The organism is Promicromonospora thailandica (assembly GCF_024171955.1).
Taxonomy (GTDB): domain Bacteria; phylum Actinomycetota; class Actinomycetes; order Actinomycetales; family Cellulomonadaceae; genus Promicromonospora; species Promicromonospora thailandica.
On sequence record NZ_JAMTCS010000013.1, the window covers coordinates 146,740 to 172,008 of the forward strand.

The following is a 25,269-nucleotide window of genomic DNA, read 5'->3' on the forward strand; positions in this document are numbered from 1 at the left end:
CACTCTGCCGAATCCGCCCGCGCGTTGCCAGCGGCTGTCAGTCCACGCGCAGGAGGTGCCGGAACGCCGTGCGGGCACGGGCGGGGCTCGGCTCGTCGCCGGTGACGAGGTCGGCGTAGGTGAGCGACTCCGACACGCGTACCAGCAGGTAGGCGAGCTCGCCGGGGGTGATGGTGCCGCCGAACGGCTCGGGTCCCAGGTCGCGCACCACGAGCCACTCGACGGTGGCGACGAAGCGCCGCTGGATCGGGCTGTCGGCGGTGGTGAGCAGGCGCAGGGACCGGGCGGGCTCGCGGCGCAGGAAGGCGCGGAAGTAGTCGGCCACGATGAGGTCCCGCGTGAAGGTGGTCAGCAGGTCGGCGAGGCGTTCCGCGCCGGCCTGGTGCTCGGTCGCGCGGTCGGCCTGCACCAGGGTCGGTACCGCGAGCGACCACAGCACCTCGCTGAGCAGCGCGTCCCGGTTGCCGACCCAGCGGAACACCGACGTGCGGTCCACGCCGAGCCGGGCGGCCAGCGGCGCCATGTCGATGCGGTAGCCCTCGATGAACGTGTCGCGCGCGAGGTCGAGCACGCGCTGTGCCTCGGGACGTGTGGCGAGCCGGGTCGAGAGGCGGCTCGGGGCGGCGTCCAGCCCGATGGTGGCGACGCTCGGCGTCGTTGTCATGGCGGCTATCAAACCGGTTGGCGATGTCCGGAGCAACACTATGCAGAACGATGTATAGGGGACATCGGCCCGGTCGCGCTCGGCTCCGGTGCCGCCCTGGCGAGTCACCCCGGCCCGGCCCACGATGAGCCGATGTTCGAGGACTTCACGGAAGAGCTGATCGACGTCGGCCCCGCCCGGATCCTGACGCGCCACCACACCGGGGACGGGCCGCCGGTCCTGCTGCTGCACGGCCACCCGCGCACGTCGGCGACCTGGCACCGGGTGGCGCCCCTGCTCGTGGACGCCGGGCTGCCGGTGGTGTGTGCCGACCTGCGCGGCTACGGCCGGTCCGCGGGCCCGCCGCCCCGTCCCGACCACGGCGCCCACTCCAAGCGTGCCGTCGCGGGTGACATGCTCGCCGTCATGCGTGCGCTGGGGTACGTGCGCTTCGCCGTGGCGGGCCACGACCGGGGCAGCTATGTGGCGCTCCGGCTCGCGCTCGACCACCCGGAGGCGGTGGCGCGCGTGAGCTTCCTGGACGGCGTCCCGATCAGCGAGCACCTCGACCGCCTCGACGAGCGGTTCGCGACGCAGTGGTGGCACTGGTTCTTCTTCGCCCAGCCGGAGACGCCGGAGCGCGTCATCACCGCGGACCCCGACGCCTGGTACCGCGGCGACCCCGCCGCCATGGGGGAGGAGAACCACGCCGAGTGGCGTGCGGCCGTGCGGCGGCCCGAGGTGGTGCGGGCGATGCTCGAGGACTACCGCGCCGGGCTCACGGTCGACGCCGCCGACGAGCGCGCGGACCGGGCGGCCGGCCGGCGGCTGCGCATGCCGGTCCAGGTGCTGTGGTCGCTGCGCGACGACCTCGAGCAGCTGTACGGCGACCCGCTGGTCGTCTGGCGGCCGTGGGCACCCGACCTGCGCGGCCACGGCATCGACTCGGGCCACCACATGGCCGAGGAGGCGCCGGACGAGCTGGCCGCCGCCCTGCTCGCGTTCGCGGGGGAGGTTCGCGGCGGGGGCGGTACGGTCTGAGGCGGGGCGCCCACGAGGCGCGCCCGGTACTCAGCGACGAGAGGACTACCCCTGATGACTCGTACCGCCATCGTCACCGGCGGGGCCCGCGGCATCGGAGCCGCGACGGCCCGGCGGCTCGCCCAGGACGGCTTCGCCGTCGCCGTCCTGGACCTCCAGGAGGACCACGCGGCCCGGACGGCGCAGGCGATCGTGGCCGACGGCGGCCGCGCGCTCGCCGTGGGCGTCGACGTCGCCTCCGAGGAGTCGGTCGCCGCGGCGGTCGCGCGGGTCGCCGAGGAGCTCGGCGCGCCCACCGTGCTGGTGAACAACGCCGGGATCCTGCGCGACAACCTGCTGTTCCGCATGTCCGTGGACGAGTGGGACGCCGTGCTGGGCGTGCACCTGCGGGGCGCGTTCCTCATGACCCGCGCCGTGCAGGCGCACATGGTCGAGGCGGGGTACGGCCGCATCGTGAACCTGTCCTCGACGTCGGCCCTCGGCAACCGCGGCCAGGTCAACTACTCCGCGGCCAAGGCCGGCATGCAGGGCTTCACCAAGACGCTGGCCATCGAGCTCGGCAAGTTCGGGGTCACCGCGAACGCCGTCGCGCCCGGCGTGATCGAGACCGACATGATCCGCGAGACCGCGGAGCGCATCGGGGTGTCGCTGTCCGACTACCTGAGCGTGGCCGCCAAGGACGTGCCCGCCGGGCGCGTGGGGCAGCCGGAGGACATCGCGAACGCCGTGTCGTTCTTCTGCTCGGAGCAGTCCGGGTACGTGTCGGGACAGGTGCTGTACGTGGCGGGCGGCCCCAAGGCGTGAGCTCCTGACCGGCCTCTGGCCGGCCCCTGATCGCGAGTTCGGTCCCTTGTCTCGAGATCGGTCCATCGATGGACCGATCTCGAGGCAAGGGACCGAACTCGTATCGGACCGCAGTGTGGGGGAGGGGATGGTTTGACAGGGCGCAGCCCAGCGGGTGTACTGGTGTTCTATCGAACACGTGTTCGTAGAATGCTCCGCTCACCCGGTCTCCGCCGGCAGGCACCATCGCTGGAGGGACATGACCGCTGCAACCGTCTCCGTCCAGGCCGATGCCGAACCTGACCCGCAGCCCGACACCCGCACCCGGCACGCGCGGGCGCTCGCGGCCCTGCGGTCGGCCGAGGCGCGCACCGGCGTGCGCGAGCAGACCACCCCGCAGACCGTGCAGCCGCGGGTCCGGGCGCTGCGGGGCGGGCTCGCGGACGACGCGCCCGGGGCCGCCGCACGCACCCGGGCCGACGACGGGCGCGCCGCCCGGGCGGGTCTCGCCGCCGACCAGGACGGGCGCGTCCTGCCCGTGCACCCGCACCTCACGCACCTGCTGCCCGACGGCGGCCTGCGGGCCGGCACCACCGTGGTGGTCCGCGGGTCGGCGTCGCTGCTGCTGGCACTGCTCGCCGAGGCCTCTTGCGACGGGGCGTGGACCGTGCTGGTCGGGTACCCGTCCGCGGGGATCGCCGCGGCGGCCGACGCCGGGTGCGACCTGGAGCGCACGCTCGTGGTGCCGCTGCCCGCCGGGTCGGCGGTGGACGCCCCCGCCGTGCTCGCCGCGCTGATCGACGGCATGGACGTCGTGGTGATCGGCCCCGAGGTCACCCTGCTGGACCACGACCGCCGCCGGCTGGCGGCCCGCGCCCGCGACCGGGGCACCGTCCTGCTCCCCTCCGCCCCCCGGGCACTCCCGCTGAGTGCGGGGCATCCGCCTTCTCGGAACGGTTCGACAGGGCGGATGCCCAGCACTCAGCGGGACGCGGGGTGGGGTGGGGCACAGGTGGTGCTGGAGGCCGTGGGCGGCGGGTGGGACGGGATCGACCACGGGGCGGGCTGGCTGCGGCGCCGGACCCTGCGGGTGCGGCGCACCGGGCGGGGGAGCGCGGCCCGGCCGCTGGACCTCGACGTCGAGGTGCCCGTGTACCGTGCGGCAGCGCCCACCGAGACGTCCACGCAGCAGACGCCCGCCGGGCGCCGTCCGCTGGAGCTGGTGGGATGAGGGCCGCCGCGTCGGGCGGCACGACCCGCACCGCCTGCCTCTGGGTGCCGGACTGGCCGGTGGTCGCGGCGCTGGTGGTCGCCGGGCTGGGTCCCGAGACGCCCGCGGCCGTGACCGGCGGCCCCGGCGGGCGGATCGTCGCGGTGTCCGCGCCCGCCCGCAGCGCCGGGGTGCGCCGCGGCATGCGCCGCCGCGAGGCCCAGGCACGCTGCCCCGACCTGCAGCTCTGGGCTGCCGACGACGCGCGCGACGCCCGCGAGTTCGAGCCCGTGGCCGTGGCGGCGGAGGCGGTGGTCCCCGGCCTGGAGATCGCCCGCCCGGGCCTGCTCCTGCTGCCGTCGGACGGCGCGGCCCGCTACCACGGCTCCGAGCACGAGCTGGCGCGCGAGCTGACCGAGCAGGTCGCCGTCCGCACGGGGCACGAGTGCCAGGTGGGGGTGGCCGACGGCTTCCTGGCCGCGGTGCTGGCCGCCCGGGACGACGCCGTCGTGCCGCCGGGTGCGTCGGCCGGCTACCTCGCGCCCCGCCCCGCCGCCGTGCTCGTGCACGCCCGGCCCGCCGACCGCGCCCTGACGGAGCTGGTCGACCTGTGGCGCCGCCTCGGCATCCGCACGCTCGCGGACCTCGCGGCGCTGCCCGACGCCGCCGTCGCCGCCCGGTTCGGCGACCTCGGCGTCTGGGCGCAGCGCCTCGCGCGCGGGCAGGACGTGCGGCCCCCGGCCCGGCGCCGCCTCGTCGAGGACCTGGCCGTCACCGAGGAGCTGGACCCGCCGGCGCACCGGGTCGACGTCGCCACGTTCGCCGCCCGGCGCCTGGCCGAACGGCTGCACGAGGACCTCGCCCGCCACGGCCTGGCGTGCGGGCGGCTGCGGATCACGGCCCGCGCCGTCGACCCGGTCACGGGCGAGGCCCGCACCCTGGAGCGGCTGTGGCGCACGGACGACACGCTGGGCGGGCTGTCGGCCGCCCGGATCACCGACCGGGTGCGCTGGCAGCTGGAGGGCTGGCTCACGGAGTCGTCCCTCGGCCGGGGCGAGGCGCCCGCACCGATCGCGGGCCTGACCCTGTCCGCCGAGGAGGTGGCCCCCGCCGGAGCCCTGCAGCCGCGCCTGTGGGGTCCCGGCGCGGGCGAGGACCTGCGGGCCCGCCGCGCGGTCGAGCGCGTGCAGGCGCTGCTCGGTGGCGACTCCGTGCTCACCGTGCGGCTCCAGGGCGGGCGCGACCCCCGCGACCGGGTCCAGCTCGTGCCCTACGGCGAGCAGGTGCCGCCCGAGCGCGCGCCGGACCGGCCCTGGCCCGGCGCGCTGCCGCCCCCGGCGCCGTCGGTGGTGCTGCCCGAACCCGTGCCCGCGCACGTGCTCGACGCGGCAGGGCGCCCGGTGGTCGTCGACGTGCGGCTCGCGGTCAGCGGCCCGCCGGCCCGCGTGGTGGTGCCCGACGGCGTCGCGGGGGCCGACGGCGGCACGGGCCTCGACGCCGCCGTCGTGGACTGGGCCGGCCCGTGGCCCGTCGCCGAACGCTGGTGGACGGCCCGCAGCAGGCGCCGCGTGTTCCTCCAGGCCACGGTGGAGCAGCCCGGCGGCCCCGTGGGGCTCACGCTGGGCCTGCTGCTGTCGGCGTCGGGGGGCGCGTGGGTGCTGGAGGCTGTCTATGACTGACGCACGGATGACTGACGCACGCGCCGCCGTCCCCTACGCCGAGCTGCACACCCACTCCGCGTTCAGCTTCCTCGACGGTGCGTCGCACCCCGAGGAGCTCGTCGCCGAGGCCGAGCGCCTGGGGCTGGAGACGATCGCCCTCACCGACCACGACGGCCTGTACGGGGTGGTGCGGTTCGCCGAGGCCGCCAAGCGCCTGCGGGAGGCCGGGGCCACGCTGCGGACGGCGTTCGGGGCCGAGCTGCACCTGCCCGCCCAGGCGCAGGGCGCACCCGTGCTCGACCCGCCCACCGGCGTGCCCGACCCGCGCGCCACCCACCTGCTCGTGCTGGCCCGCAGTGCGCAGGGGTACCGGAACCTGTCGAGCGCCATCGCGACGGCGCACCTGGAGGCGGGGGTCAAGGGCGCCGCGCGGTACACGACCGACGGGCTCGGCGAGGCGGCGTCGGGCGAGTGGCTCGTGCTCACCGGGTGCCGCAAGGGCGCCGTGCGCGGTGCGCTGGCCGCGGAGACGAACCGCACCGACCGGCTCGCCGCCGCCCGGCACGAGCTCGACGTACTGACGAGCACGTTCGGCCGGGACAACGTGGCCGTCGAGATCACCGCCACCGGCGACCCGCGCGACGCCGACCTGCACGACGCGCTCGCCCTGCTGGCCGGCCAGGCGCACCTGCCCCTGGTCGCCACGACCGCCGCGCACTACGCCCGCCCCCGCGACGCCGACCTGGCGGGGGCGCTGGCCGCCGTCCGCGCCCGGTCCAGCCTCGACGACCTCGACGGCTGGCTGCCCGGCGCCCCGACCGCCCACCTGCGCAGCGGCGCCGAGATGGCGCGCCTGCACCACCGCCACCCGCAGGCCGTGCCGACGGCGGCGGCGCTCGGTGCCGAGTGCGCGTTCGACCTCGGTCTCATCGCGCCCGAGCTGCCGCCCTACCCCGTGCCCGACGGCCACGACGAGGCGTCCTGGCTGCGCGAGCTCACCTACCGGGGCGCCGAACGGCGCTACGGCCCGCGCGGCGGCAACCGCGCGGCGTGGGAGCAGATCGAGCGCGAGCTGAAGGTCATCACCGACCTCGAGTTCCCCGGGTACTTCCTCGTGGTCTACGACATCGTCGAGTTCTGCCGCACCCACGGCATCCTCGCGCAGGGCCGGGGCAGCGCCGCCAACTCCGCCGTCTGCTACGCGCTCGGCATCACCGCGGTGGACGCCGTCGCGCACGGCCTGCTGTTCGAGCGGTTCCTCGCGCCCGAGCGCGACGGGCCGCCCGACATCGACGTCGACATCGAGTCCGTGCGCCGCGAGGAGGTCATCCAGCACGTCTACGAGACGTTCGGCCGCACGCACGCCGCGCAGGTCGCCAACGTCATCTCCTACCGCCCCCGGTCCGCGGTGCGCGACGCCGCCCGCGCGCTCGGCTACGACGTCGGGCAGCAGGACGCCTGGTCGCGCAGCATCGAGCGGTGGGGGTCGCTCAAGCCACGCGCGGCCGCGCCGTCGTCCCCGCCCTCGCCCCCGCCCGTCGTCGACGTGCTCGCCGAGGACCAGCGCATCCCCGGGCAGCCGCGCACCCGCGCCGACGACACCCACGACGTCGTGCCGTTCCGCACGCCGCCGTCCGCCGCCGAGGAGGGCGAGATCCCCGACGACGTGCTCGACCTCGCCGACCGCATGCTGCGCCTGCCCCGCCACCTCGGCATCCACTCCGGCGGCATGGTCATGTGCGACCGCCCCGTCATCGAGGTGGTCCCCGTCGAGTGGGCCCGCATGGAGGGCCGCACCGTGCTGCAGTGGGACAAGGAGGACTGCGCCGACGCCGGCCTGGTCAAGTTCGACCTGCTCGGCCTCGGCATGCTCACCGCCCTGCGCTACGCCTTCGAGCACGTCCAGGAGCACACCGGCGACGAGCTCACCCTGCACGGCCTGCCGCAGGAGGACCCCGCCGTGTACGAGCTGCTGTGCGCCGCCGACACCGTCGGCGTCTTCCAGGTCGAGTCCCGCGCCCAGATGGCCACCCTGCCGCGCCTGCGACCCCAGCGCTTCTACGACATCGTCGTCGAGGTCGCGCTCATCCGCCCCGGACCCATCCAGGGCGGGTCCGTGCACCCCTACGTCGAACGGGCCCGCGGCCGGCAGCCGGTCGAGTACCTCCACCCCCTGCTCGAGAAGTCCCTCGGCCGCACCCTCGGCGTGCCGCTGTTCCAGGAACAGCTCATGCAGATGGCCATCGACGTCGCCGACTTCACCGGCAAGGAGGCCGACCAGCTCCGCCGCGCCATGGGCTCCAAGCGGTCGATGGAACGCATGGAGGAGCTGCGCGAACGCCTCTACGCCGGGATGACCCGCAACGGCATCCCGCCCGACGTCCAGCGCGAGATCTTCGACAAGCTCAAGGCCTTCGCCGACTTCGGCTTCCCCGAGTCGCACGCCTACTCCTTCGCCTACCTCGTCTACGCCAGCACGTGGCTCAAGGTGCACCACCCCGCCGCCTTCTACGCCGGGCTGCTCGGCGCCCAGCCCATGGGCTTCTACTCGCCCCAGTCCCTGGCCGCCGACGCCCGCCGCCACGGCGTCCACGTGCTGCGCCCCTCGGTCGCCTCCTCCCGCGAGCTGGCGGCCGTGGAACGCCTGCCCGACGACGCCGGCCCGCCCGACGGCACCGTCCCCGCCACGGCCCGCCTCGTCCGCGCCGACCCGGCGCTCGCGGTCCGGCTCGGGCTGGAGAGCGTGCGGGGCATCGGCAAGGACAAGGCCGCCGAGATCGTCGCGGCCCGCGCCGAACGTCCCTTCGTCTCGCTGCAGGACCTCGTGCGACGGGTCGAGCTGTCGACGGCACAGCTCGAGGCGCTCGCCACGGCCGGTGCGCTGGAACCGCTCGGCGTCGAGCGCCGGGAGGGCCTGTGGGCCGCGGGCGCGCTCGGTCAGGAGGGGCCGACGACGCTGCCCGGCGTCAGCGTCGGCGTCGACGCCCCGACGCTGCCCGGGATGAGCGACGTCGAGCTGACGCAGGCCGACGCGTGGGCGACCGGCGTGACGCCCGGCGCGTACCCGACGCAGCACGTGCGGCCCGGGCTGACGGCGGCGGGCGTGCTCACCGTGGCGCAGGCGATGACCACCGAGGCGGGACGGCGGGTCGCCGTCGGCGGCGTGGTGACCCACCGGCAGCGGCCGGGCACGGCGGGTGGTGTGACCTTCCTGTCCCTGGAGGACGAGACGGGGCTGCTCAACGTCATCTGCACCGTCGGGCTCTGGCAGCGGTTCCGGAAGGTGGCGCGCACCGCCCAGGCGATGGTGGTCCGGGGCCGCATCGAGTCGGCCGATGGCGCGGTCAACCTCCTGGCGGAGCACCTCGCCCCGCTGTCGCTGTCGGCCGTGGGGCGGTCGCGGGACTTCCGGTGACGCGGTGGCGGGGCGAGGTCAGGCGATCGTCCAGCCCGGGGGCAGCAGGCCGGTGCTGCCCGCCCACAACGCCGCCGAGACCACGCCCACCAGGAGCGCCGCGACCACGTAGAACCAGACCCGCATGCGGTGCCCCGCGGCGCGCAGCAGGGCCGCGACGCCGAACGCCGCGACGGCCAGCCCCGGAGCGGACAGGTACGGCGTGGCCGTGGTGGTCTGCGTGAGCAGCACGTACACCGACCCCAGGAGCAGCAGCCGCGGCACCCAGCGCAGCAGGGCACCCAGCAGGCGCAGCGGCCACGGCCTGCGCCGGGGGTCGGCGGGGGCCTGCGGCTGCGCGCCCTGTGGTCGAGCCTGTGCGCGGCCGCCTGGCGCACCGGCCTGCTTCCCGGCGGTCCGGCGGTCCGCCGTCCGGCCCGCGGGTGCCGGGCCGGCCGCGGGGCGCCCCCCGGCGCCGGGCCGCTGCCCCACGGTCGGGGCCCGCCCCGCCAGCGGCCGGTCGGCGCCGGGCCGGACCGTCGTGGGCTGGACCGTGCCCGGCCGCACGGCGGCGGGCTGCCCACCGGGCTGCCGGACGACCGGCATGGGCCGGGTGGCGCGCACCGCCGCCCGGCCGCCGGGCGGCTGCGGGGCCGGGCCGAGGTGCTTGACCGGGCTCTTGCGCGGCTCGAACGACTGCGGCCGCGGCCCCTGCGCGGCCACCACCTGCGTGGCCCCCGCGGCGGGCTGGCTGCGGACCGGGGCGCGCCGGCTCGCCGGGGCGGGCTCGGGGTTGCGGAACGCGCGCCAGCCGCGCAGCGTGTCGGGGTGGCCGCCCGCGGGGGAGGTGACCTCCCAGCGCATCGCCTGCCAGATCCAGTCCTTGATCTCGGCCGGCGTGCGCCCGGCGGCGACCTCCGCGCCGATCTCCGCGATGTGGTCGGCGACCAGCTGCTCCGCGGCGCCGTCGAAACCGTCCGCGTGCACCTCGGTCAGCACGCTCATCAGCGCGCGGTCGTACACGAGGGCGTGCCACGGCTCGGGCGTGCGGGCGGCGGGTGCGCCCGGCTGGAACACCTTGGTGTGCCCCTTGCCGCGCAGCACGTCGGTCGCAGGGAGGGCCGCCACCTCGGCGGCCGTCACGCCGTCGCTCACGAGCTGGGAGGTGAGCAGCAGCGTCGGGTCGGGCGTGGTCTGCTCGAGGCGCGCGCGGACCACGCGCGCGATGTTCTCCAGCGGCGGGCGGTGGTTCGGCTGGTACCGGGTCATCGCCAGCACCAGCGACTGCAGGTGCTTGTCGATGACGGGCGGCTCGGCGCCGTCCCCGTCGCCGTCCAGCGGCTCCTCGACGAGGTCCGTGGCCTCCAGGTCCCGCCCCATGAAGTTCAGGTCGAGCGGCAGCGCGCCCGTGCTCGCGTACACGAGCAGCAGGCCCAGGCTGTACACGTCCGACCGCGGGTGCACCCGGCGGCCGAACAGCTCCGGCGCCATGTAGGCCATCGTGCCGGCGGGCTGCGTGGAGGTCGCCGCGTCGAAGACCTTGGCGATGCCCAGGTCGATGAGCACCGCGCGGTCGCCGTCGACCATGATGTTCGCCGGCTTCAGGTCGCGGTGCAGGCAGCGCTGCTCCTGCAGCACGAGCAGCGCGTCGACCACCTGCCGCGCCAGGTGGAGCGCCTCCGGGCCGGACAGCGGACCGTCCTCGCGCACCCGGTCCCGCAGCGTGGTGCCGGGCACCAGCTCCATGGCGAACCACGGCTGCGTCGCGTCCAGCCCCGCCTCGACGAAGCGCGGGAAGCCCCGGCCGTCCAGGCGCTCCAGCAGGTCCGCCTCCTGCACGAAGCGCTCGCGGGCGTCCTCGTGCAGACCGGTGAGGACCTTGAGGGCGACCTCCGTGCCGTCGTCCGCCTCCGCGCGGTACACGTGCGCGAACCCGCCGTGCCCCAGCGCCTCGCCGAGCGTGAACCGGCCCAGCCGCTCCCCGCTCGCGGGGATGCGCCGCACCGGGCGCACGGGCAGGGCCGGGATCCGCGGCGCCGGGGCGGGCGCGGGCGTGGCGGGGACGGAGCCGACGGCGAGGGGCGCGTCGGCGACAGGCAGGGGCGCGTCCGCGACAGACGCGTCCGGGGCGGGCACGGGCGGGTCCGGCACGGGTGCCGGGTCCGGCAGGACGGCGACCGGCTCGCCCTGGGCGGCGGGTGCGGCCTCGGTGTCCTCGGCGGGGCCGGGCTCGGATTCGGGCTCTGACTCGGGCTCGGGCGTCGCGTCCCCGTCTGTCGCGTCCCCGCCCGTCGCGGTCCCTGGCTCGGGCGCCGGGGGTACGGGCGGCAGCGGTGGCACCGACTCGGGTGGCGCGGGCACGACGGCCGTGCGCTCCGCGGGGGAGGCGCCGGTCCGCCCGGATCCGGCCGGCCCCGTCTCCGGGGGCGGCGGGGGGACCGGGGCGGGCTCGTGCCCTGCCTCGTCGACGGGGGCGGTGGCCAGCAGGGTCGCTGCCGGCTCGGGATCGGCTGACGGGACCGGGCCGATGGCCGCAGGCGTGACCTCGCCGACGTCGGGCGCTGGTGACGTCATGACGGGAAACCTACCAGCGCGGACGCCGTCGGACCGAGGAAAGTCCACGCCCCGGTCCGGACGTCCGCGTGCTGGTCACGGCCCCGGGCAACGACTCAGCGGGCGTCAGGACAGGTCGATCGTGATCGGCTCGAACCGCGTGCCCACCGGGTAGTTGCCGCCCCAGAGCTTGGCGCCGTCCTCCGTGAGGTCGACGTGCTGCCACGTGAGCCGGTCGCCGTCCCGCTCGGGCGCACCCGCCAGGCGGAACGCGGCCGTGCGCACGTCCGACTCGCGGTCCCGGATCGACATGGCCCAGTCGGCACCGCCGTCGGCCGGCGCGACCACCTCGATGTCGGCCACCTCGCCGACGAACGAGCCGAAGTGCCCGATGAAGACGACCGACCCCGTGAACGCGAACGACGACGAGGCCGCCGACGCGTCCGGGGTGCGCTCCGGGTCGAGCGGGAAGTGGAACGAGGCGCCGCTGCCGCCCACGGCGTCGTCCTGCACGATGCGGCCGCCCGGCGCCCCCATCACGTACATCAGCAGGCTTGCCTTGATCTCCCAGTCCAGATGAGCCACCCGAGAACCGTACTCCCACCTGCTGGTTCGTACGGCTTCCGTTCGCCGGGACGACGGCGGCACGCCTTGCCCCGGCAACCCGGCCCCGCCAGGCTCGGGCGCATGAGGACCTACCGACGTCGTACCAGCACAGCCCTCGCGCTGAGCACTGCCGTGACCCTCGCGAGCGGCCTGGCCCTGGGTGCCGCCCCCGCGTCCGCGCTGCCGCCCGGGCCCGCGCACACCGGGCCCGTGCACCCTGGGCCTGCGCACCCTGGGCCTGCGCACCCTGGACAGCACCGCACCTTCGACCTGCAGGCCCACCGCGGCGGCGTCGCGCTCACCGTGGAGAACACGCTCCCCGCGTTCGACAAGGCCCTCGCCCTCGGCGTCAGCACGCTCGAGCTCGACGTGCAGATCACGCGCGACGGCTACGCCGTGGTCACCCACGACCGCGACCCGAACCCCGCCAAGTGCGTCGACACCACCCCCGCGTACCCCGGCGACCCGCAGTTCCCCTACGTGCCCGGCACCACCTACATCAAGGACCTGACGCTCGCGCAGGTGCGCACCATCGACTGCGGCTCCCTGCGCCAGCCGCAGTTCCCCGGCCAGGAGCTGCACCCGGGCGAGCGCATGCCGCTCCTGACCGAGGTGCTCGACCTGGTCAACCGCCACCGGGCCCGCCAGGTGACGCTCAACATCGAGACCAAGGTCGAGGCGGGCGCCCCCGAGCAGACCGCGCCCCGCGAGCAGTTCGTGCAGGTCGTCGCCCGCGAGGTGCGCCGCGCCCGGCTCGTGGACCAGGTCACGATCCAGAGCTTCGACTGGGGCGCGCTGATGCGCATGCGCGAGGTCGAGCCCCGGCTGCCGCTCGTGGCCCTCACCAACGGGCAGCAGTTCCTCCAGGTCGGCGTCGAGGGCGCCTCGCCGTGGCTCGGCGGCCTCGACATCGACGACTTCCCGGGCTCGACCCAGCACAAGCTCGTCGCGGCCGTCGCCTCCTTCGGCGCCGACGCCGTCTCGCCGGTGCACGGCGACCCGCAGGGCGGCACCGTCGGCGACCCGGGCTACGTGCCCTTCACGACGCCGGAGCTCGTCCGCGCCGCGCACCGCCGCGGCCTGGAGGTGATCCCGTGGACCGTCGACGACCGCGCCACCATGGAGACCCTCATGGACCTCGGCGTGGACGGCCTCATCACCGACCGCCCCGACCTGCTGCGCACCGTCATGGCCGAGCGGCACCTGCGCCTGCCGAAGCGGTACTGAGACAGCGCCCGGCCGGCGCGTCCGGGGCGCCGGCCGGGGCCGCGCCTCAGCCCGCGGCCTCGCCCGTGCCGGGGCGTCCCGGTCCCGCGGCCCGACGGCGCTCGCGGCGTCCGCGGGCCAGCTCCGTCGCCAGGGCGTCGAGTGGCTGGGCGAACGTGTCCTCGAACCGGGCGAGCCACGCGCGGGCGGCGGCGGTGCCGGTGTCGTCCACGGCGTACAGCCGGCGGGTGCCCTCGGCGCGGACCCGTACCAGGCCCGCCTCGCGCAGCACCCGCAGGTGCTGCGAGACGGCGGGCTGCGAGATGCGCACCCGGGCCTGCAGGGCCGTCACCAGGGCGCCGGCGGGCTGCTCGCCGGGCACCAGCAGCTCCAGCAGGCGGCGGCGCACCGGGTCGCCGAGGGCCTCGAAGACGCCGTGGGGCGCGGTGTCGGGGCCGGCGCCCAGGCCGCTACCGAGGCCGGGGTCGGGCACTCAGGACTCCGGCTCGGCCGTGGGCGGCACGGTGTAGAAGGCCAGGGTGCGTTCGCCGGCCGCGCGAGCCTGCTCGGCGTCGTCGCCCGAGGCGGTCGCGGCGTCGGCCCAGCCGGTGCTCGCCAGCCGCACGAACTCGACGCCCGTGGGGGACAGGGTCCACTGCTCGAACTCGCGCGCGTCGTTGTCGGAGCCCGTGGCGAGGTGCAGCCCCAGGCCGAGCAGCGCCAGGTCCCACCCGACGCCGACGGCGCCCGGGCCGTACTGCGTCCAGAAGTCGGGGTCCACCGGCGCCTCGTGGACCAGCTCGAGCGTGGTGCCGTCGTCGGCCGGGCTGAGCCCCACCCGCACCCAGGAGACCTGGCCGCCGAACTCCCACGTGACGGCGAACTCCTCAGGGGCCGCGCAGCGTTCCACGGTGCCGCCCGCGTTGCCCACGAGCTGGTAGCGGCCGCCGACGGAGAGGTCGCCGTCGATCGGCAGGAACCAGCGGGGGAGCCGTTCGGCGGAGGTGAGGGCGTCCCACAGGTCGTCCCGGTCGGTCGCGTAGGTGCGGCGGGCGACGGCGATCTTGGTCGGGGCGCCGTCCCGGTTCCCGTCGCGGACCTCACGGGTCACGAGGCCGGCCGTGGTGACGGGGTCGATGGTGGTGGTCATGGCGACTCCTTCTATAAGTAGACACTTATGTTATGCCACAGTCGCGCCCGCGGGGCAAGTGGCAGGCGCTGTCATCCCCTAAAAAAGTGTGCCAAGCGCGCCGCGCCCAGCCGGTGTCGGTGAGGCGGAGTAGGTTCCGGACATGGCCCCGACCACCGTGGTCCCGGCGACAACCGACCGGTTCGGCGACATCGCACGGGTCCTGAACCCGACCGGGCGCGAGCAGGCGTGCTGGTGCCTGCACTGGCGTGCGCCGGCCAAGGAGGACGTCACGACGCGCGAGGCCCGCCTGCGTGAGCTCACGGCGCGCGAGCCCGCGCCCGGCATGCTCGCCTACCTCGGTACGGAGGAGGACGGCGAGGTCGCCGGCTGGCTCGGCTTCTCCCGCCGGTCGGACGCCGCGTCGCTGCAGCGGTCCCGGGTGCTGCCCGTGGGGGAGCCCGCCTCCTGGCCGACCACGTGGGTCTTCATGTGCGTCACCGTGCGCGCGGGCTTCCGCAGGCAGGGGATCGCCCAGGCGCTGCTCGACGCCGGGGTCGGCTACGCCGCGGCGCACGGGGCGGCGACGCTCGAGGCGTTCCCGGTCGAGCCCGAGCCAGGGCGGCGCGTCCCGGTGAGCGCGGCGTTCGTCGGCACGGTCGGCATGTTCGAGCGGGCCGGGTTCGACCGCCTGGCGCCCACGGACGCCACGAGCGGGCGGCTGCCACGGTGGCACATGCGCCGCGAGCTCACGCCGTCCTGAGGGGCGTCAGTCGGGGACCGGCACGACCACGCACAGCTCGAACGTGTCCCGGCCGCGGCGGAGCAGGTAGCGCACCCGGTCCGCCGCGGCCTCCGACGCGTTCTCGTCCCTGTAGCTCCAGCGCACGTCGACCCACAGCAGCGCGTCGCCGACCTGTTCCACGGCGCGCACCTCGGGCACCGCCGCGACCAGCCCCTGCTCCCGGTAGGCGGTGAGCATGCCGGCCAGGCTCTCGCGCGCGGACCCGGCGTCGGGCACCACGAGCGAACGGTCGGCCTCGACCACCACCGACGGGTAGGCGAGGCTGTCGGTCACGACCTCGAGGTCGCCCGACCCGAGCGCGACGCCGTAGCCGACGAGGAAGTCGAGCAGGTCGTCGGAGTCGTACCCGGGGTGTCGGCTGGTCATCCGTCCACGCTAGCGGCCCGCCCCGTCGAGCGCTCGGGTGAGGTCGGCCCAGAGGTCGTCGACGTCCTCCAGGCCCACCGACAGGCGCACCAGGTCGGGGGAGATGCCCGCGTCCTTGCGGGAGACCTCGTCCATGATCCGGTGGGTCAGCGAGGCCGGGTGCTGGATCAGGCTGTCCACGCTGCCCAGGCTCACCGCCGGGGTGATCAGCCGCACGGCGGCGACCAGCGCCACCGGGTCGGCCGACGTCTCGAACGACACCATGGCGCCACCGACGCGGGGGTAGTGCACGCGGGTCACCCGGGGGTGGTCGGCCAGCCGCCGGGCCAGCTCCGCCGCCGTCGCCGACGCCGCACGGACCCGCACCGGAAGCGTCGCCAGGCCGCGCAGCAGCTCGTAGCCCGCGATCGGGTGCAGCATGCCGCCCGTCATGAACCGCACCTGGCGCAGCGCCCGCGCGGTCGGCTCGTCGCACGCGACCACGCCGCCCATGACGTCGCCGTGCCCGCCCAGGTACTTGGTGGCGCTGTGCAGCACCATGCCCGCCCCGAGGGTGATCGGGCGCTGCAGCACCGGGGTGGCGAACGTGTTGTCCGCCAGGAGGGGCACGGGCCCGCAGGCCTCGGCCAGGGCCCGCAGGTCCACCTCACCGAGCGTGGGGTTCGCCGGGCTCTCGACGACGACCAGCCCGGTCCGGTCCGTGATCGCGGAGGCGACCTCGTCGGGCTCCGCCCACGTGACGCTCGTGCCGAGCAGGCCCGAGGACAGCAGGTGGTCGGTGGTGCCGTACAGCGGCCGCACGCCGACGACGTGCGGCCGCCCCGCCGCGACCTGCGCCAGCAGGCAGGCCGAGAGCGCCGCCATGCCGCTGGCGAAGGCGACGGCGGCGTCGGCCCCCTCCAGCTCGGCCAGCGCGGTCTCGAACCGGCGCACCGTCGGGTTGGCGACGCGGCCGTACACCGGCGGACCGCCGTCGTCGTGCCCCTCGGCGAACGCGTCGAGGCGCTCCGCCTCGGCGACCACGTCGTGCGACGGGTAGGTGGTGGACAGGTCGATCGGCGGGGCGTGCAGGCCCAGGGCGGCCAGGTCGTCCTTGCCGGCGTGGACGGCGCGCGTGGTCCAGGTGTGCATGCTCATGCCCGGACTATCGAAGCCTGGACGCCCGGCGGTGCCGGGACGTGCTAGAAATTCGGGCCATGACCCAGAACGTGATCCTCGATTCGGTGGACCGGGCGCTGCTGGCCGAGCTGCAGAACGACGGGCGGCTGTCCAACAAGACGCTGGCGCAGCGGGTCGGCGTCGCGCCGTCGACCTGCCTGGCCCGCGTCCAGCGGCTGCAGACCGCGGGGGTCATCCGGGGGTACCGGGCCGAGATCGACCCGGGCGCCGTCGGGCGCGGGCTGCAGGCCATGCTCATGGTGCGGCTCGCCACGCACTCCCGGCCGCTGCTCGGGCCGTTCGTGGACTGGGTGCGCGCACTGCCGCAGACCCGGGCCGTGCACCACGTGTCCGGGCCGGACGACTTCCTGGTGCACGTGGCCTGCACGGGTACCGACGAGCTGCAGCGCCTGGTGCTGGACCTGACCGCGCGCGGCGAGGTGGGCCGGGTGCAGACCGACCTGGTGTTCTCCTCCTGGACCTGCGGCCCGGTGACCCCCGCGGACTGACACGGGGGTCAGAGGGCCTGCGCCAGGAGGTCGGCGAACAGGGCGTCCGGGTCGACGTCCAGGCCCCGCGCGGTGAACCAGGCGCAGACCGTGCGGCAGTCGCGCAGCAGCACCTCGCTCGCGAACGGGTTCGCCACCAGGTCCACGACCTGCGGCAGGTCGATGACGACCAGCCGCTCGCCGTGCGCCAGGATGTTGTACGGCGACAGGTCGCCGTGCGCGAAGCCGAGCCGCGCCAGCACGGACATGCCGTGCGTGAGCTGCTCCCAGTACGACTCCAGCAGGTCGTCCGACGGGCGCTCGCGGGTCAGGCGGGGCGCTGCGACGACCTGCGTGCGGCCGTCGTCGTCCACCTCCTCGGTGCCCACGAACTCCATGAGCACCTCGGTGCCGTCGATCTGGACCGGGTACGGCACCGGGGCACCCGCCGACCACGCGTCGCGCAGGGCGACGAACTCGGCGTCGGCCCACTGCGTGGCGGACACGGCGCGGCCCCACGCCGACTTCCGGTCCTCCATGGCGCGCTGGTCGCGTGTGCGACGCACGCGCCGGCCCTCGGTGTACTCGGTGCCGCGGTGGAACTGACCGTGGTCCAGGCTGCGGTACCGCTTGGCCACCAGCAGGCAGCGCGCGGGCTCCCCGGCCGGACCCGGGGCGGCGTCCGGGGAGAGGGCACGCTCCACGAGGAACGCGTCCGCCTCCTTGCCGGTCTTGAGGATGCCGAGCTCGGTGTCGAACGCGGCGTCCCGCGTCACGAGCCAGTCCGGGACCGGCTCGGGACCGCGCTGACCCTTGGCGACGGAACGCCAGGTGGACCACCGCTGGCCGGGTCCGGGCTCGGTGGGTGCGTCGTCCGCGGAGGTGCCGCGCGCGTCGGGCTCGTCGTGCGCGTCCGGGGCGAACGTGCTCGGGTGCGGACCCTCCAGGTCCGCACGACTGACGGTGGTGCCGGCGCGGCCCTTCCTGCTCGCGGACTGGATCAGGAGGGACTTCGGTGCTTCGGGAAAACGGGGCAAGACGGTGCTCCTTGATGCCGGAGCACGACCGGATCAGCGCCGGGTGCTCCTGGTGACAGTGGCGTCTGCTGCCGAGAGGGCAGCCGCGCGAACGACGTCGTCCATGACTGCCTCCTTCCTGTCCGCGCTCACCGAGCGCACCGTGCGGGGCGAGGCCCCGAGAGCTGGCCGGTCAGCGAGCGCCGCCTGCAGGGCTGTCTCGATGACCGTGCGCCGAGCATGACATGCCCGCCCGGCGGCCCGCACATGTTTTTCCGCCTGGTCTGTCGTGACGCCGTCGAGGTCGGCTCGTTGTGGCGAGATCGGTCCAGGCCTGTGCCGACCTCGCCACAACAGGCCGACCTCGACGGCGGGCAAGGGGGAGGGGTCAGACCAGGGGTGGGAGGAGGGGGTCAGGGCTCGTGCGGGCCTCCGGGGGGAGGTGGCGTCCGAGGCGGGCCACGAGGGCCTGGGCGTCGCGTCGGTCCTTCGCGCTGACGTGCTCGAGCGTCACGCCCGCCCGGCGGATCGCGGCGTCGCGCGCCTTCTCGCGCATGTACTCCTGGGCGGGGTCGTGACCCGGCCGCACGCCGTCGGGCCGGTACTTCACCTGGCCGTCGAACTCGATCCCGAGCGCCCACCGGGGGTATCCGAGGTCGGTGTGGAAGATGCCGTGGTCGGTCCGGACCGCCATCTGTGTCACGGGCCGGGGCAGACCGGCCCGCAGCATCTCGTACCGGACCCACGTCTCCCAGGCGGACTGGGCGCCGGCGTCGCCCAGCGTGACGACCCGCACCGCTCGCCGGACGCCCCGCCGGCCGGTGCGGGCCTGGAGCATCGCGAGCAGGTCGTCACGGTCGGCACCGAGCCGCAGCGCCGAGTCGACGACGACGAGCGCCTCGAGCGGGTGCAGGGTGAGCGCGCAGTCGACGACCGTGCGGAGCAGCGACGTCACCGGCAGCCCGGCGGCGGTGGTGCGATCCGTGGGGGGCAGATCACCGCGGTGCCGGACGACGTCGTCCGCCGCGCGGGCGGAGGCCCGGTAGCCCTGGTAGAGGTGTGTGCGGTCCGGCACCGTCCAGACGCGGCAGCCCAGGAGCAGGGCTGCGGTCGCATGGCTGAACACATGGTCGGCACGCAGCTGCGCGTGCAGGGCGCGGGCGCACGCCAGCGCCCGGTTCCGTCGCTCGCGTGGACCTGCGGCGGGACCGTCGGTCCGGATGCTCCCGACCGCGCAGTAGGCACCCCGGCGCACCCGGACGATGTCGCCGCTGCGGCGGTCCCTGACGAGCTGGTTCCGGTCACGCTCGGCGGAGAGCACGACGGAGGGGATGACGACGGGCGGAAGCTCTGGGCTCATCCCCTGAGTGCATCAGCACCGGCCCCGCGCGGGGGTCGTCAGGCGAACCCTGTGGACAGGCATCACCCTGTGGTTCCTCTCCGGCCCAGCCGTGGCGCCGTCGAGGTCGGCTCGTTGTGGCGAGATCGGTCCAGGCCTGTGCCGACCTCGCCACAACGAGCCGACCTCGGCGCAGCAACCAGCCCAGAGGCTCAGTTGTTCCAGGGGAGGGCGTCCTCCAGGGACTTCCACAGGGAGTCGCGCACGTCGTCGGTGGTGTCCTGGACGCCCTGCTCGAAGTCCTCCTGGAGCTGCTCGCGCTGCTCCTGCAGGGAGTCGCGCGCGTCCTGCGTGACCTGCTGGGCGTAGCCCACCACGCCCTGCACGGCGATCACGATCACCCAGACCACCACGACCAGCCAGAACGGCCAGGTCCGGCCGCCGCGCCGGGTCCGCACCGCACGGAACAGGTTGACGATCGCCGAGGTCACGATGCCCAGCAGCGGGATCGACAGCTCCGCCAGGCGCGGCGCCCACACCGGGTCGAGGTTCAGCAGCACCACTCCGAGGTCGCCGAGCGCGGCGAACAGCGGCAGCGCGGCGGCGTTCGGCATCACGTCGAACCCCGGCAGCAGGCGCACGAGCTGGTAGACGGCCAGCGCGAGCAGGATGCGCGGGATCCAGCCGGCCAGTGTCGCCACCACACCGAACCCGCCGCCGGTGTCGCGGCGCTGGTCGTCGCGGGAGCGCGCGGGGTCGCGCGCGCCGCGGGAGTCCTCGCGCAGGTCGTCGTCGCGACGGGTGGGTGCCGGGGCGGGTGGCTGGGGTCGTGCGGCGGGCTGCGGTGCGGTCGCGGGGCCGGGCATCGGGCCGGGCGCCGTGGCGGACGCCGGGACCGGCCGGGTCCCGGACGTCTGGCCCTGCATCATCCGACCCGGCGGCGGCCCCGGCCGGAACGCCGGCGCCACCTGCGTGGCCTGCTGGTGGGTGACCGGGGCCGTGCGCCGGGTCGGGTCGGCCGCCGGGCGCGGGGGAGCGGGCGTCGTCGGCACGCCGGGCAGCGGCAGGCCGTGGCGCTGCCGGTAGGCGACCCAGCCGTCGTAGGTGTCGGCGTAGCCCTCGGGCGTGAACGCCGGGGCCCAGCGCATCGCGGCCCAGAGGTAGTCCTTGATCTCGGCGGGGGCGCGCCCGCCGGCCCGCTGCGGCCCGACGGCGGACAGGTACACCGAGATGACCTCCGTCGCGGCGCCGTCGAACCCGTCGCCGTGCACCTGGTGCAGCCGGCCCATGAGCTGCTGGTCGTAGACCAGGTTGGTCATGGGCTCGCCCTGCTGCACCGGGTTGCTCGCGAGGGGGCTGGTGGGCGCGACGGCGCCCGTGGGCGCACCGCTGCCGGTCAGCACCTCGGTGACCAGCCCGCGCTCGACGGTCGTGGCGTCGGCGGCGGCCAGCAGCGACGGGTCGAGGCCCGCTCCGCCGGCGGAGAGCTCCGCGACCGTCCGCGACAGGTTGTGCAGCGGTGGCCGGTCCTCGGGCCGGTGCCGCGTCATGGCCAGCACGAGCGGCAGCAGCCGCTGGTCGAGCGGTCCGACGTCGGCCGGCGTGAGGTCGCGCCCCGCGAAGTTGAGGTCGTTCGGCAGCTGTCCCGTGGCGAGGAAGATCAGCAGCAGACCCAGGCTGAACACGTCCGAGCGGGCGTGGGGCTTGCGCACGAACAGCTCGGGCGCCATGTAGGAGATGGTGCCGGCCGCGTGCGTCGACGTGCTGGTGCCGTGCCCCTTGGCGATGCCGAGGTCGATCAGCACGTACCGGTCGGGCGCCGCGATGATGTTCGCCGGCTTCACGTCGCGGTGCAGGAAGTGCTCCTCCTGGAGCACGGCGAGGGCGTCGAGCACGTCGTCGGCGACGCGCAGCACCTCGTGCGGCGGCAGGGGACCCTCGGCGGACACCCGCTGGGCGAGCGTCGGCCCGGGCACCAGCTCCATGGCGAACCAGGGCGTCGCCGAGCGCAGGTCGGCGGACACCAGCCGCGGGAAGCCCCGCCCGGCCAGCCGGTCCAGCAGCGCGGCCTCACCCACGAACCGGTCCAGCGAGCCGTGCTCGGCGTTCGTCAGCACCTTGAGCGCCACCTCGCCGCCCTGTCCGAGGGCGCGGTACACGTGCGCGAACCCGCCGTGCCCGAGCGACCCCACGAGCTGGTACGGGCCGAGCACCTCGCCCGTGGCGGGGATGCGCGGCGGGGCCGGCGTCGTCGGCGCGGCGGACGACGGCGCCCCGGGAACCCCCGGCCCGACCGGACCCGACGGCACGGCGCCGGTCCGCGGGACACCCGCCTGGGCCGAGCCCGTCCGTCCGGCGGGCGTCTGCGGTCCCGACGGCGCCACGACCCGGGTCGGCGACGTCTGCGGCGGCATCACCCGGGCGGTGCCGGGCGGGGGCACGACGGCGGTCCGGTCGACGCCCCGGGCCGGCGGTCCGGCGGGGCCTACGGCCGGCGTACGGGTGGTCTCGTCGGACAAGCAGGGCTCCTCAGCAGTGCACCGAAACCGGTGGCGGACCTGAGAAAACCTATCAGCGTCCCGTCGTTGCGCCTGGTCGTGCGCGTGGCAGGTGTGGTGCCGGTTTCGTGCCGACGTCGCCCGGCGGAACCGCCCGCTGAGGCCGTCCGGTCAGCCGTTCCCGCCGGGCAGGGCGTCCTCGAGCTGCTCCGTGACGTTCTCCTGGAGGTTCTCGGTGGCGTTCTCCTGCGCGTCCTCGACGCTGCGCTCCAGCTCCTCGCGGGCCGCGTCCTCGGCGTCCTGCTTCGCGTCGTCGATGCCCTGGTCCACCGACTGCCGGACGTCCTGCTGCACGTTCTCGGCGGCGTCCTGCGCGTAGCCGACGATGCCCCCGACCGCGAACACCACGATCCACGCGAACACGACCAGACCGTACGGCCAGACCGTGAGCGACGTGCCCAGCGAGCGGATCGTGTTGAGCACCGCGGCCAGCGCCATGCCGAGCACGGGGATGGTCAGGTTGGCCGCCTGGTCCGACCACTCCGGGTTCAGGTTGAGCATGTTGAGCACGCCGTCGCCGATCCCGCGGAACAGGGGGAACTGCGCCACGTCGGGCATGACGTCGAAACCGGGGATCAGCCGGACGAGCTGGTAGACGCTCAGCACCAGCAGCAGGCGCGGGATCCACGCGAGCCCGGCACCCGCGACGGCGCCGTCGGGGCCACGGTCGCGGTCGTCGTCGCGGTCCCGGCGCGGGGCGGGCGGCGTCGGCTGGGGCGGGTAGCCCTGGCGGTCGCCGAAGGGCTGGCCCGGTGCCTGGCCCTGCCCCTGGCCGGGCTGGGCGTAGGCGGCGGGCTGCCCGTACCCCTGCTGCCCGTACCCCTGCTGTCCGTACCCCTGCTGTTCGTACCCCTGGTTCGGCTGCCCGTAGCCCTGCCGGCCCGGTGCGCCCGGCTGGGGGTAGCCGGGCTGCTGGTACCCCTGCTGCTGTCCCTGGACCGGCTGGTAGGCCTGGGTAGCGTCGCCCTGGACCGGCCGGTACACCTGGGTCGCGTCGCCCTGCCCGGCGCCCGCGTCCCCGCCGTACCCGCCCTGCGCCGACTCGTACGGCCGGTAGGGACGCGCGGGCGGCGGCGTCGCGGCCCGGAAGTCGCGTCCGGTGCCCGACGGCGGCAGCACCTGCGTGGGGTCGGCGTACGAGCCGCCCTGCGCCTGGTCGGTGTACCCGCCGCCCTGAGTGGGCGGCATCGCCTGGGTCCGGTCGGCCGCCTGCTCCGCCTGGACCGCGTCCATCCGCTCCGTCGCGGCATACGATGACGGAGCACCGGGATGCGCGCCCGGGCGCCCCGGACGAGCCGGAGGTCGCTGGATCTGCGTGGGGTCGTCCGCCGGAGGAATACGGCGGGTGGGCTCGTCGGACACGCGGAGGCTCCTCGGTTGTGGTCCGGTTTCGACACCTGTTTGCGCGAGAACCTACCAGGTGGGGTGAATGCCCCGTTGGGGTGGCCAGCCGGGCGAAGATGGCCGACCCTTGCATCGGGGGCGGGCCACGCAATGCCGCCGCTCCCAAGGAACTTCGGAGGAAACGCATGAGCTCTGACACCGTGCCCCGCTGGCCCCGGATCGACGCGATCGTCCGCGAGGACGGCTCCGGAGAGGTGACGATCGACGGCACCTTCCACGCCATCAGCGCCGGCAGCCTCGAGGAGGCGCGCGTGGAGGTGCTGCGCCGGGTCACGGAGAACGCGGCGCGCGTGGGCCGGCCGGTCCGTGCCTCGGCGACCGGGCCCGAGGGGCTCTGGAACCTGATCGTGCACCCGGACGGCACCGTGGTCCCCGAGGAGGACGAGCTCGCCCCGTCGTCGCCGGTGTCGTCCCCGACCCCGCAGGCTCCGCCCGCCGCGGCCCCGGGGTCCGTGTTCGAGCCGCCCGCCCAGCAGCAACAGCCTCAGCAGCAACAGCCCCAGCAGAGCGAGCCGCGGGACGAGCCGGGACCGGCCGGCCCCGGACCGGGCGACCTCGACGCGGAGGACACGGTGCGCCGCCTCCCCACCCGGCCGGACGCCGGAACCCCCGGCCCGGCCGGCCCGCCCGGCCCGGGCGGCGCGCCCGGTACCTTCACCCCCGAGCCGGCCGTCGGCACCGGCCCCGGCATCGAACCCGGTCCAGCGGCAGCGGACGGCCCGCGGGCCGCAGGGCAGCAGCCCTTGCCGGACTTCACGCCGGACCCCGTGCCGGACGCCGGGCCCGGCCCCGCCCCCTCGTCTGCGGCGGCAGCACCCCTCGACCCAGCTCCTCTCGACTCCGTGCCCGGCCCCGCAGGACCCGTGGACACCGTCCCGGGGAGCACCGGCGCTCCGTCGTCGGACACGCGGAGCGGCGAGGGGCCGCGCTCGCGGCGCGAGGTGCGCGAGTCCTTCCTCACCCACCAGCAGGACGAGGAGCCGGCCACGCGCGGCTTCCGCGGCGTGCTGACGCGCATCGGCATCCGCGTGGGGCCGAGCGAGGACGAGCGGGCCGAGCGGGCCGACGAGCGCGCCGTGAGCCAGCACTGGCCCGGCCCGCGCACCATCTCGATGGTCAACGGCAAGGGCGGCGCCGGCAAGACGCCGTCGACGGTGCTGCTCGCGGCGGTCTTCGCGCAGTTCGGCGGCGCGGGCGTGGTCACGTGGGACAACAACCAGACGCGCGGCACGCTGGGCTGGCGCACCGAGCAGGGGCCCCACGAGTCGACGCTGCTGGACCTGCTGCCGCAGACCGACCGGCTCCTGGGCCCGTCGGCGCAGGCCGCCGACCTCGCCCGGTACGTGCACCACCAGACCCGCGACCGGTACGACGTGCTGCGCTCCAAGCCCATCGCGATGGCGAACGAGCAGCGCATCGAGCCGCAGGACGTCGACGCGATCCACGCGGTGCTCTCGAAGTACTACCGGATGATCCTCATCGACTCCGGCAACGACGAGTCCGACCCGATGTGGCAGCGGATGATCGACCTGACCGACCAGCTCGTGGTCGCCACCACCACCCGCGACGACCACGCCGAGGCCGGGGCCCTGCTCCTGGAGGCGCTGGCCACCCGGGACGGTCGCTCGGCGTACCTGGCGCAGCAGGCGGTCGTCGTGGTGAGCCAGGCCGACCAGAAGGAACCGCCGAGCGAGCTCGAGCGCGTGGCGGACGGCTACCGGTCGCTGGCCCGCGCCGTGGTGACGATCCCGTTCGACCCGGCGATGGTCGACGGGCACCTGCGGTACGGCGCCCTGCGCCCCGACACACGCCGCGCCTGGCTCGCGGCCGGCGCCGCGGTGGCCGGCGGCCTGTGACCCCGGCCCGGCCGGCCCGGTGCCGGGCCGGCCGGGCGCTCACGCGCCGCGCC

Annotated in this window: 20 protein-coding genes; 9 read left to right on the forward strand and 11 right to left on the reverse strand. The window is 75.6% G+C overall.

Annotated features, from left to right (window positions below):
* Positions 1 to 37: 37 nt before the first annotated feature.
* Positions 38 to 664, reverse strand: coding sequence for a TetR/AcrR family transcriptional regulator (locus tag APR03_RS20280; protein WP_253838739.1), 627 nt, complete (start codon positions 662 to 664; stop codon positions 38 to 40).
* 132 nt (positions 665 to 796) lie between these two features.
* Here APR03_RS20280 and APR03_RS20285 point away from each other — a divergent pair, with 132 nt between their 5' ends.
* The 5 genes from APR03_RS20285 to APR03_RS20305 all read left to right on the forward strand — a co-directional run bounded on the left by APR03_RS20285 (position 797) and on the right by APR03_RS20305 (position 8,753).
* On the forward strand, positions 797 to 1,684 hold the full coding sequence (locus tag APR03_RS20285) for an alpha/beta fold hydrolase (protein WP_253838741.1): 888 nt from the start codon (positions 797 to 799) through the stop codon (positions 1,682 to 1,684).
* Positions 1,685 to 1,738: 54 nt separating this feature from the next.
* Positions 1,739 to 2,488 (forward strand): 3-oxoacyl-ACP reductase FabG, encoded by a 750-nt coding sequence (gene fabG, locus APR03_RS20290; protein ID WP_253838743.1) that lies wholly within the window; start codon positions 1,739 to 1,741, stop codon positions 2,486 to 2,488.
* 238 nt (positions 2,489 to 2,726) lie between these two features.
* On the forward strand, positions 2,727 to 3,698 hold the full coding sequence (imuA', locus tag APR03_RS20295) for a DnaE2-dependent mutagenesis accessory factor ImuA' (RefSeq protein WP_253838745.1): 972 nt from the start codon (positions 2,727 to 2,729) through the stop codon (positions 3,696 to 3,698).
* Entirely contained in the window at positions 3,695 to 5,356 is a 1,662-nt protein-coding gene (locus APR03_RS20300; RefSeq protein WP_253838747.1) for a Y-family DNA polymerase, read from the forward strand. Before imuA' ends, APR03_RS20300 begins: the two co-directional genes overlap by 4 nt.
* A 7-nt stretch (positions 5,357 to 5,363) precedes the next feature.
* A complete protein-coding gene (locus APR03_RS20305; protein WP_253838749.1) occupies positions 5,364 to 8,753 on the forward strand; it encodes an error-prone DNA polymerase in 3,390 nt (1,129 codons plus the stop codon).
* Positions 8,754 to 8,771: 18 nt separating this feature from the next.
* Here APR03_RS20305 and APR03_RS20310 read toward each other — a convergent pair whose 3' ends face one another.
* Positions 8,772 to 11,306, reverse strand: coding sequence for a serine/threonine-protein kinase (locus tag APR03_RS20310; RefSeq protein ID WP_253838752.1), 2,535 nt, complete (start codon positions 11,304 to 11,306; stop codon positions 8,772 to 8,774).
* Positions 11,307 to 11,411: 105 nt separating this feature from the next.
* Positions 11,412 to 11,870, reverse strand: a complete 459-nt coding sequence (locus tag APR03_RS20315) for an HtaA domain-containing protein (RefSeq protein ID WP_253838754.1) — start codon at positions 11,868 to 11,870, stop codon at positions 11,412 to 11,414.
* Between the two features lie 102 nt (positions 11,871 to 11,972).
* Between APR03_RS20315 and APR03_RS20320 the strand changes: the two genes are divergently transcribed.
* Entirely contained in the window at positions 11,973 to 13,118 is a 1,146-nt protein-coding gene (locus APR03_RS20320) for a glycerophosphodiester phosphodiesterase family protein (protein WP_253838763.1), read from the forward strand.
* Between the two features lie 46 nt (positions 13,119 to 13,164).
* Here the strand turns inward: APR03_RS20320 and APR03_RS20325 are convergent, their stop codons facing one another.
* Positions 13,165 to 13,590: an ArsR/SmtB family transcription factor gene (locus APR03_RS20325; protein WP_253838765.1), complete on the reverse strand. Its 426-nt coding sequence runs from the start codon at positions 13,588 to 13,590 to the stop codon at positions 13,165 to 13,167.
* The gene (locus APR03_RS20330; RefSeq protein ID WP_253838766.1) at positions 13,591 to 14,247 is read right to left on the reverse strand and encodes an SRPBCC family protein; all 657 of its coding nucleotides are present in this window, start codon (positions 14,245 to 14,247) and stop codon (positions 13,591 to 13,593) included.
* Between the two features lie 142 nt (positions 14,248 to 14,389).
* On the opposite strand from APR03_RS20330, the gene APR03_RS20335 reads away from it, so the two are divergent.
* Positions 14,390 to 14,989, forward strand: a complete 600-nt coding sequence (locus APR03_RS20335; RefSeq protein WP_253838767.1) for a GNAT family N-acetyltransferase — start codon at positions 14,390 to 14,392, stop codon at positions 14,987 to 14,989.
* Positions 14,990 to 14,995: 6 nt separating this feature from the next.
* On the opposite strand, the gene APR03_RS20340 is transcribed toward APR03_RS20335, so the two are convergent.
* Positions 14,996 to 15,397, reverse strand: a complete 402-nt coding sequence (locus tag APR03_RS20340; RefSeq protein WP_253838769.1) for a DUF6841 family protein — start codon at positions 15,395 to 15,397, stop codon at positions 14,996 to 14,998.
* 9 nt (positions 15,398 to 15,406) lie between these two features.
* Positions 15,407 to 16,534 carry a trans-sulfuration enzyme family protein gene (locus APR03_RS20345; protein WP_253838771.1) on the reverse strand — a complete coding sequence of 376 codons (1,128 nt, stop codon included), beginning with the start codon at positions 16,532 to 16,534 and terminating at the stop codon, positions 15,407 to 15,409.
* 59 nt (positions 16,535 to 16,593) lie between these two features.
* Between APR03_RS20345 and APR03_RS20350 the strand changes: the two genes are divergently transcribed.
* Positions 16,594 to 17,064 carry an Lrp/AsnC family transcriptional regulator gene (locus tag APR03_RS20350; RefSeq protein WP_253838773.1) on the forward strand — a complete coding sequence of 157 codons (471 nt, stop codon included), beginning with the start codon at positions 16,594 to 16,596 and terminating at the stop codon, positions 17,062 to 17,064.
* Positions 17,065 to 17,072: 8 nt separating this feature from the next.
* Here the strand turns inward: APR03_RS20350 and APR03_RS20355 are convergent, their stop codons facing one another.
* The 4 genes from APR03_RS20355 to APR03_RS20370 form a co-directional block, all read right to left on the reverse strand.
* Complete coding sequence (locus APR03_RS20355; RefSeq protein ID WP_253838777.1) at positions 17,073 to 18,080, reverse strand: serine protein kinase RIO; 1,008 nt, start codon at positions 18,078 to 18,080, stop codon at positions 17,073 to 17,075.
* A gap of 367 nt (positions 18,081 to 18,447) precedes the next feature.
* The gene (locus APR03_RS20360; RefSeq protein ID WP_253838779.1) at positions 18,448 to 19,419 is read right to left on the reverse strand and encodes a hypothetical protein; all 972 of its coding nucleotides are present in this window, start codon (positions 19,417 to 19,419) and stop codon (positions 18,448 to 18,450) included.
* 191 nt (positions 19,420 to 19,610) lie between these two features.
* Positions 19,611 to 21,917, reverse strand: a complete 2,307-nt coding sequence (locus tag APR03_RS20365; RefSeq protein WP_253838781.1) for a serine/threonine protein kinase — start codon at positions 21,915 to 21,917, stop codon at positions 19,611 to 19,613.
* Positions 21,918 to 22,067: 150 nt separating this feature from the next.
* Positions 22,068 to 23,189, reverse strand: a complete 1,122-nt coding sequence (locus tag APR03_RS20370) for a hypothetical protein (RefSeq protein WP_253838783.1) — start codon at positions 23,187 to 23,189, stop codon at positions 22,068 to 22,070.
* Between the two features lie 296 nt (positions 23,190 to 23,485).
* Here APR03_RS20370 and APR03_RS20375 point away from each other — a divergent pair, with 296 nt between their 5' ends.
* Entirely contained in the window at positions 23,486 to 25,216 is a 1,731-nt protein-coding gene (locus APR03_RS20375) for an ATPase (RefSeq protein WP_253838785.1), read from the forward strand.
* Positions 25,217 to 25,269: the final 53 nt, after the last annotated feature.

Bases quoted from the DNA above. Each gene is read 5' to 3' on its own strand.
- APR03_RS20280 (WP_253838739.1), bottom strand. From the start codon at position 664: ATGACAACGACGCCGAGCGTCGCCACCATCGGGCTGGACGCCGCCCCG.
- APR03_RS20285 (WP_253838741.1), top strand. From the start codon at position 797: ATGTTCGAGGACTTCACGGAAGAGCTGATCGACGTCGGCCCCGCCCGG.
- fabG (WP_253838743.1), top strand. From the start codon at position 1,739: ATGACTCGTACCGCCATCGTCACCGGCGGGGCCCGCGGCATCGGAGCC.
- imuA' (WP_253838745.1), top strand. From the start codon at position 2,727: ATGACCGCTGCAACCGTCTCCGTCCAGGCCGATGCCGAACCTGACCCG.
- APR03_RS20300 (WP_253838747.1), top strand. From the start codon at position 3,695: ATGAGGGCCGCCGCGTCGGGCGGCACGACCCGCACCGCCTGCCTCTGG.
- APR03_RS20305 (WP_253838749.1), top strand. From the start codon at position 5,364: ATGACTGACGCACGCGCCGCCGTCCCCTACGCCGAGCTGCACACCCAC.
- APR03_RS20310 (WP_253838752.1), bottom strand. From the start codon at position 11,306: ATGACGTCACCAGCGCCCGACGTCGGCGAGGTCACGCCTGCGGCCATC.
- APR03_RS20320 (WP_253838763.1), top strand. From the start codon at position 11,973: ATGAGGACCTACCGACGTCGTACCAGCACAGCCCTCGCGCTGAGCACT.
- APR03_RS20330 (WP_253838766.1), bottom strand. From the start codon at position 14,247: ATGACCACCACCATCGACCCCGTCACCACGGCCGGCCTCGTGACCCGT.
- APR03_RS20335 (WP_253838767.1), top strand. From the start codon at position 14,390: ATGGCCCCGACCACCGTGGTCCCGGCGACAACCGACCGGTTCGGCGAC.
- APR03_RS20340 (WP_253838769.1), bottom strand. From the start codon at position 15,397: ATGACCAGCCGACACCCCGGGTACGACTCCGACGACCTGCTCGACTTC.
- APR03_RS20345 (WP_253838771.1), bottom strand. From the start codon at position 16,534: ATGAGCATGCACACCTGGACCACGCGCGCCGTCCACGCCGGCAAGGAC.
- APR03_RS20350 (WP_253838773.1), top strand. From the start codon at position 16,594: ATGACCCAGAACGTGATCCTCGATTCGGTGGACCGGGCGCTGCTGGCC.
- APR03_RS20360 (WP_253838779.1), bottom strand. From the start codon at position 19,419: ATGAGCCCAGAGCTTCCGCCCGTCGTCATCCCCTCCGTCGTGCTCTCC.
- APR03_RS20370 (WP_253838783.1), bottom strand. From the start codon at position 23,189: ATGGACGCGGTCCAGGCGGAGCAGGCGGCCGACCGGACCCAGGCGATG.
- APR03_RS20375 (WP_253838785.1), top strand. From the start codon at position 23,486: ATGAGCTCTGACACCGTGCCCCGCTGGCCCCGGATCGACGCGATCGTC.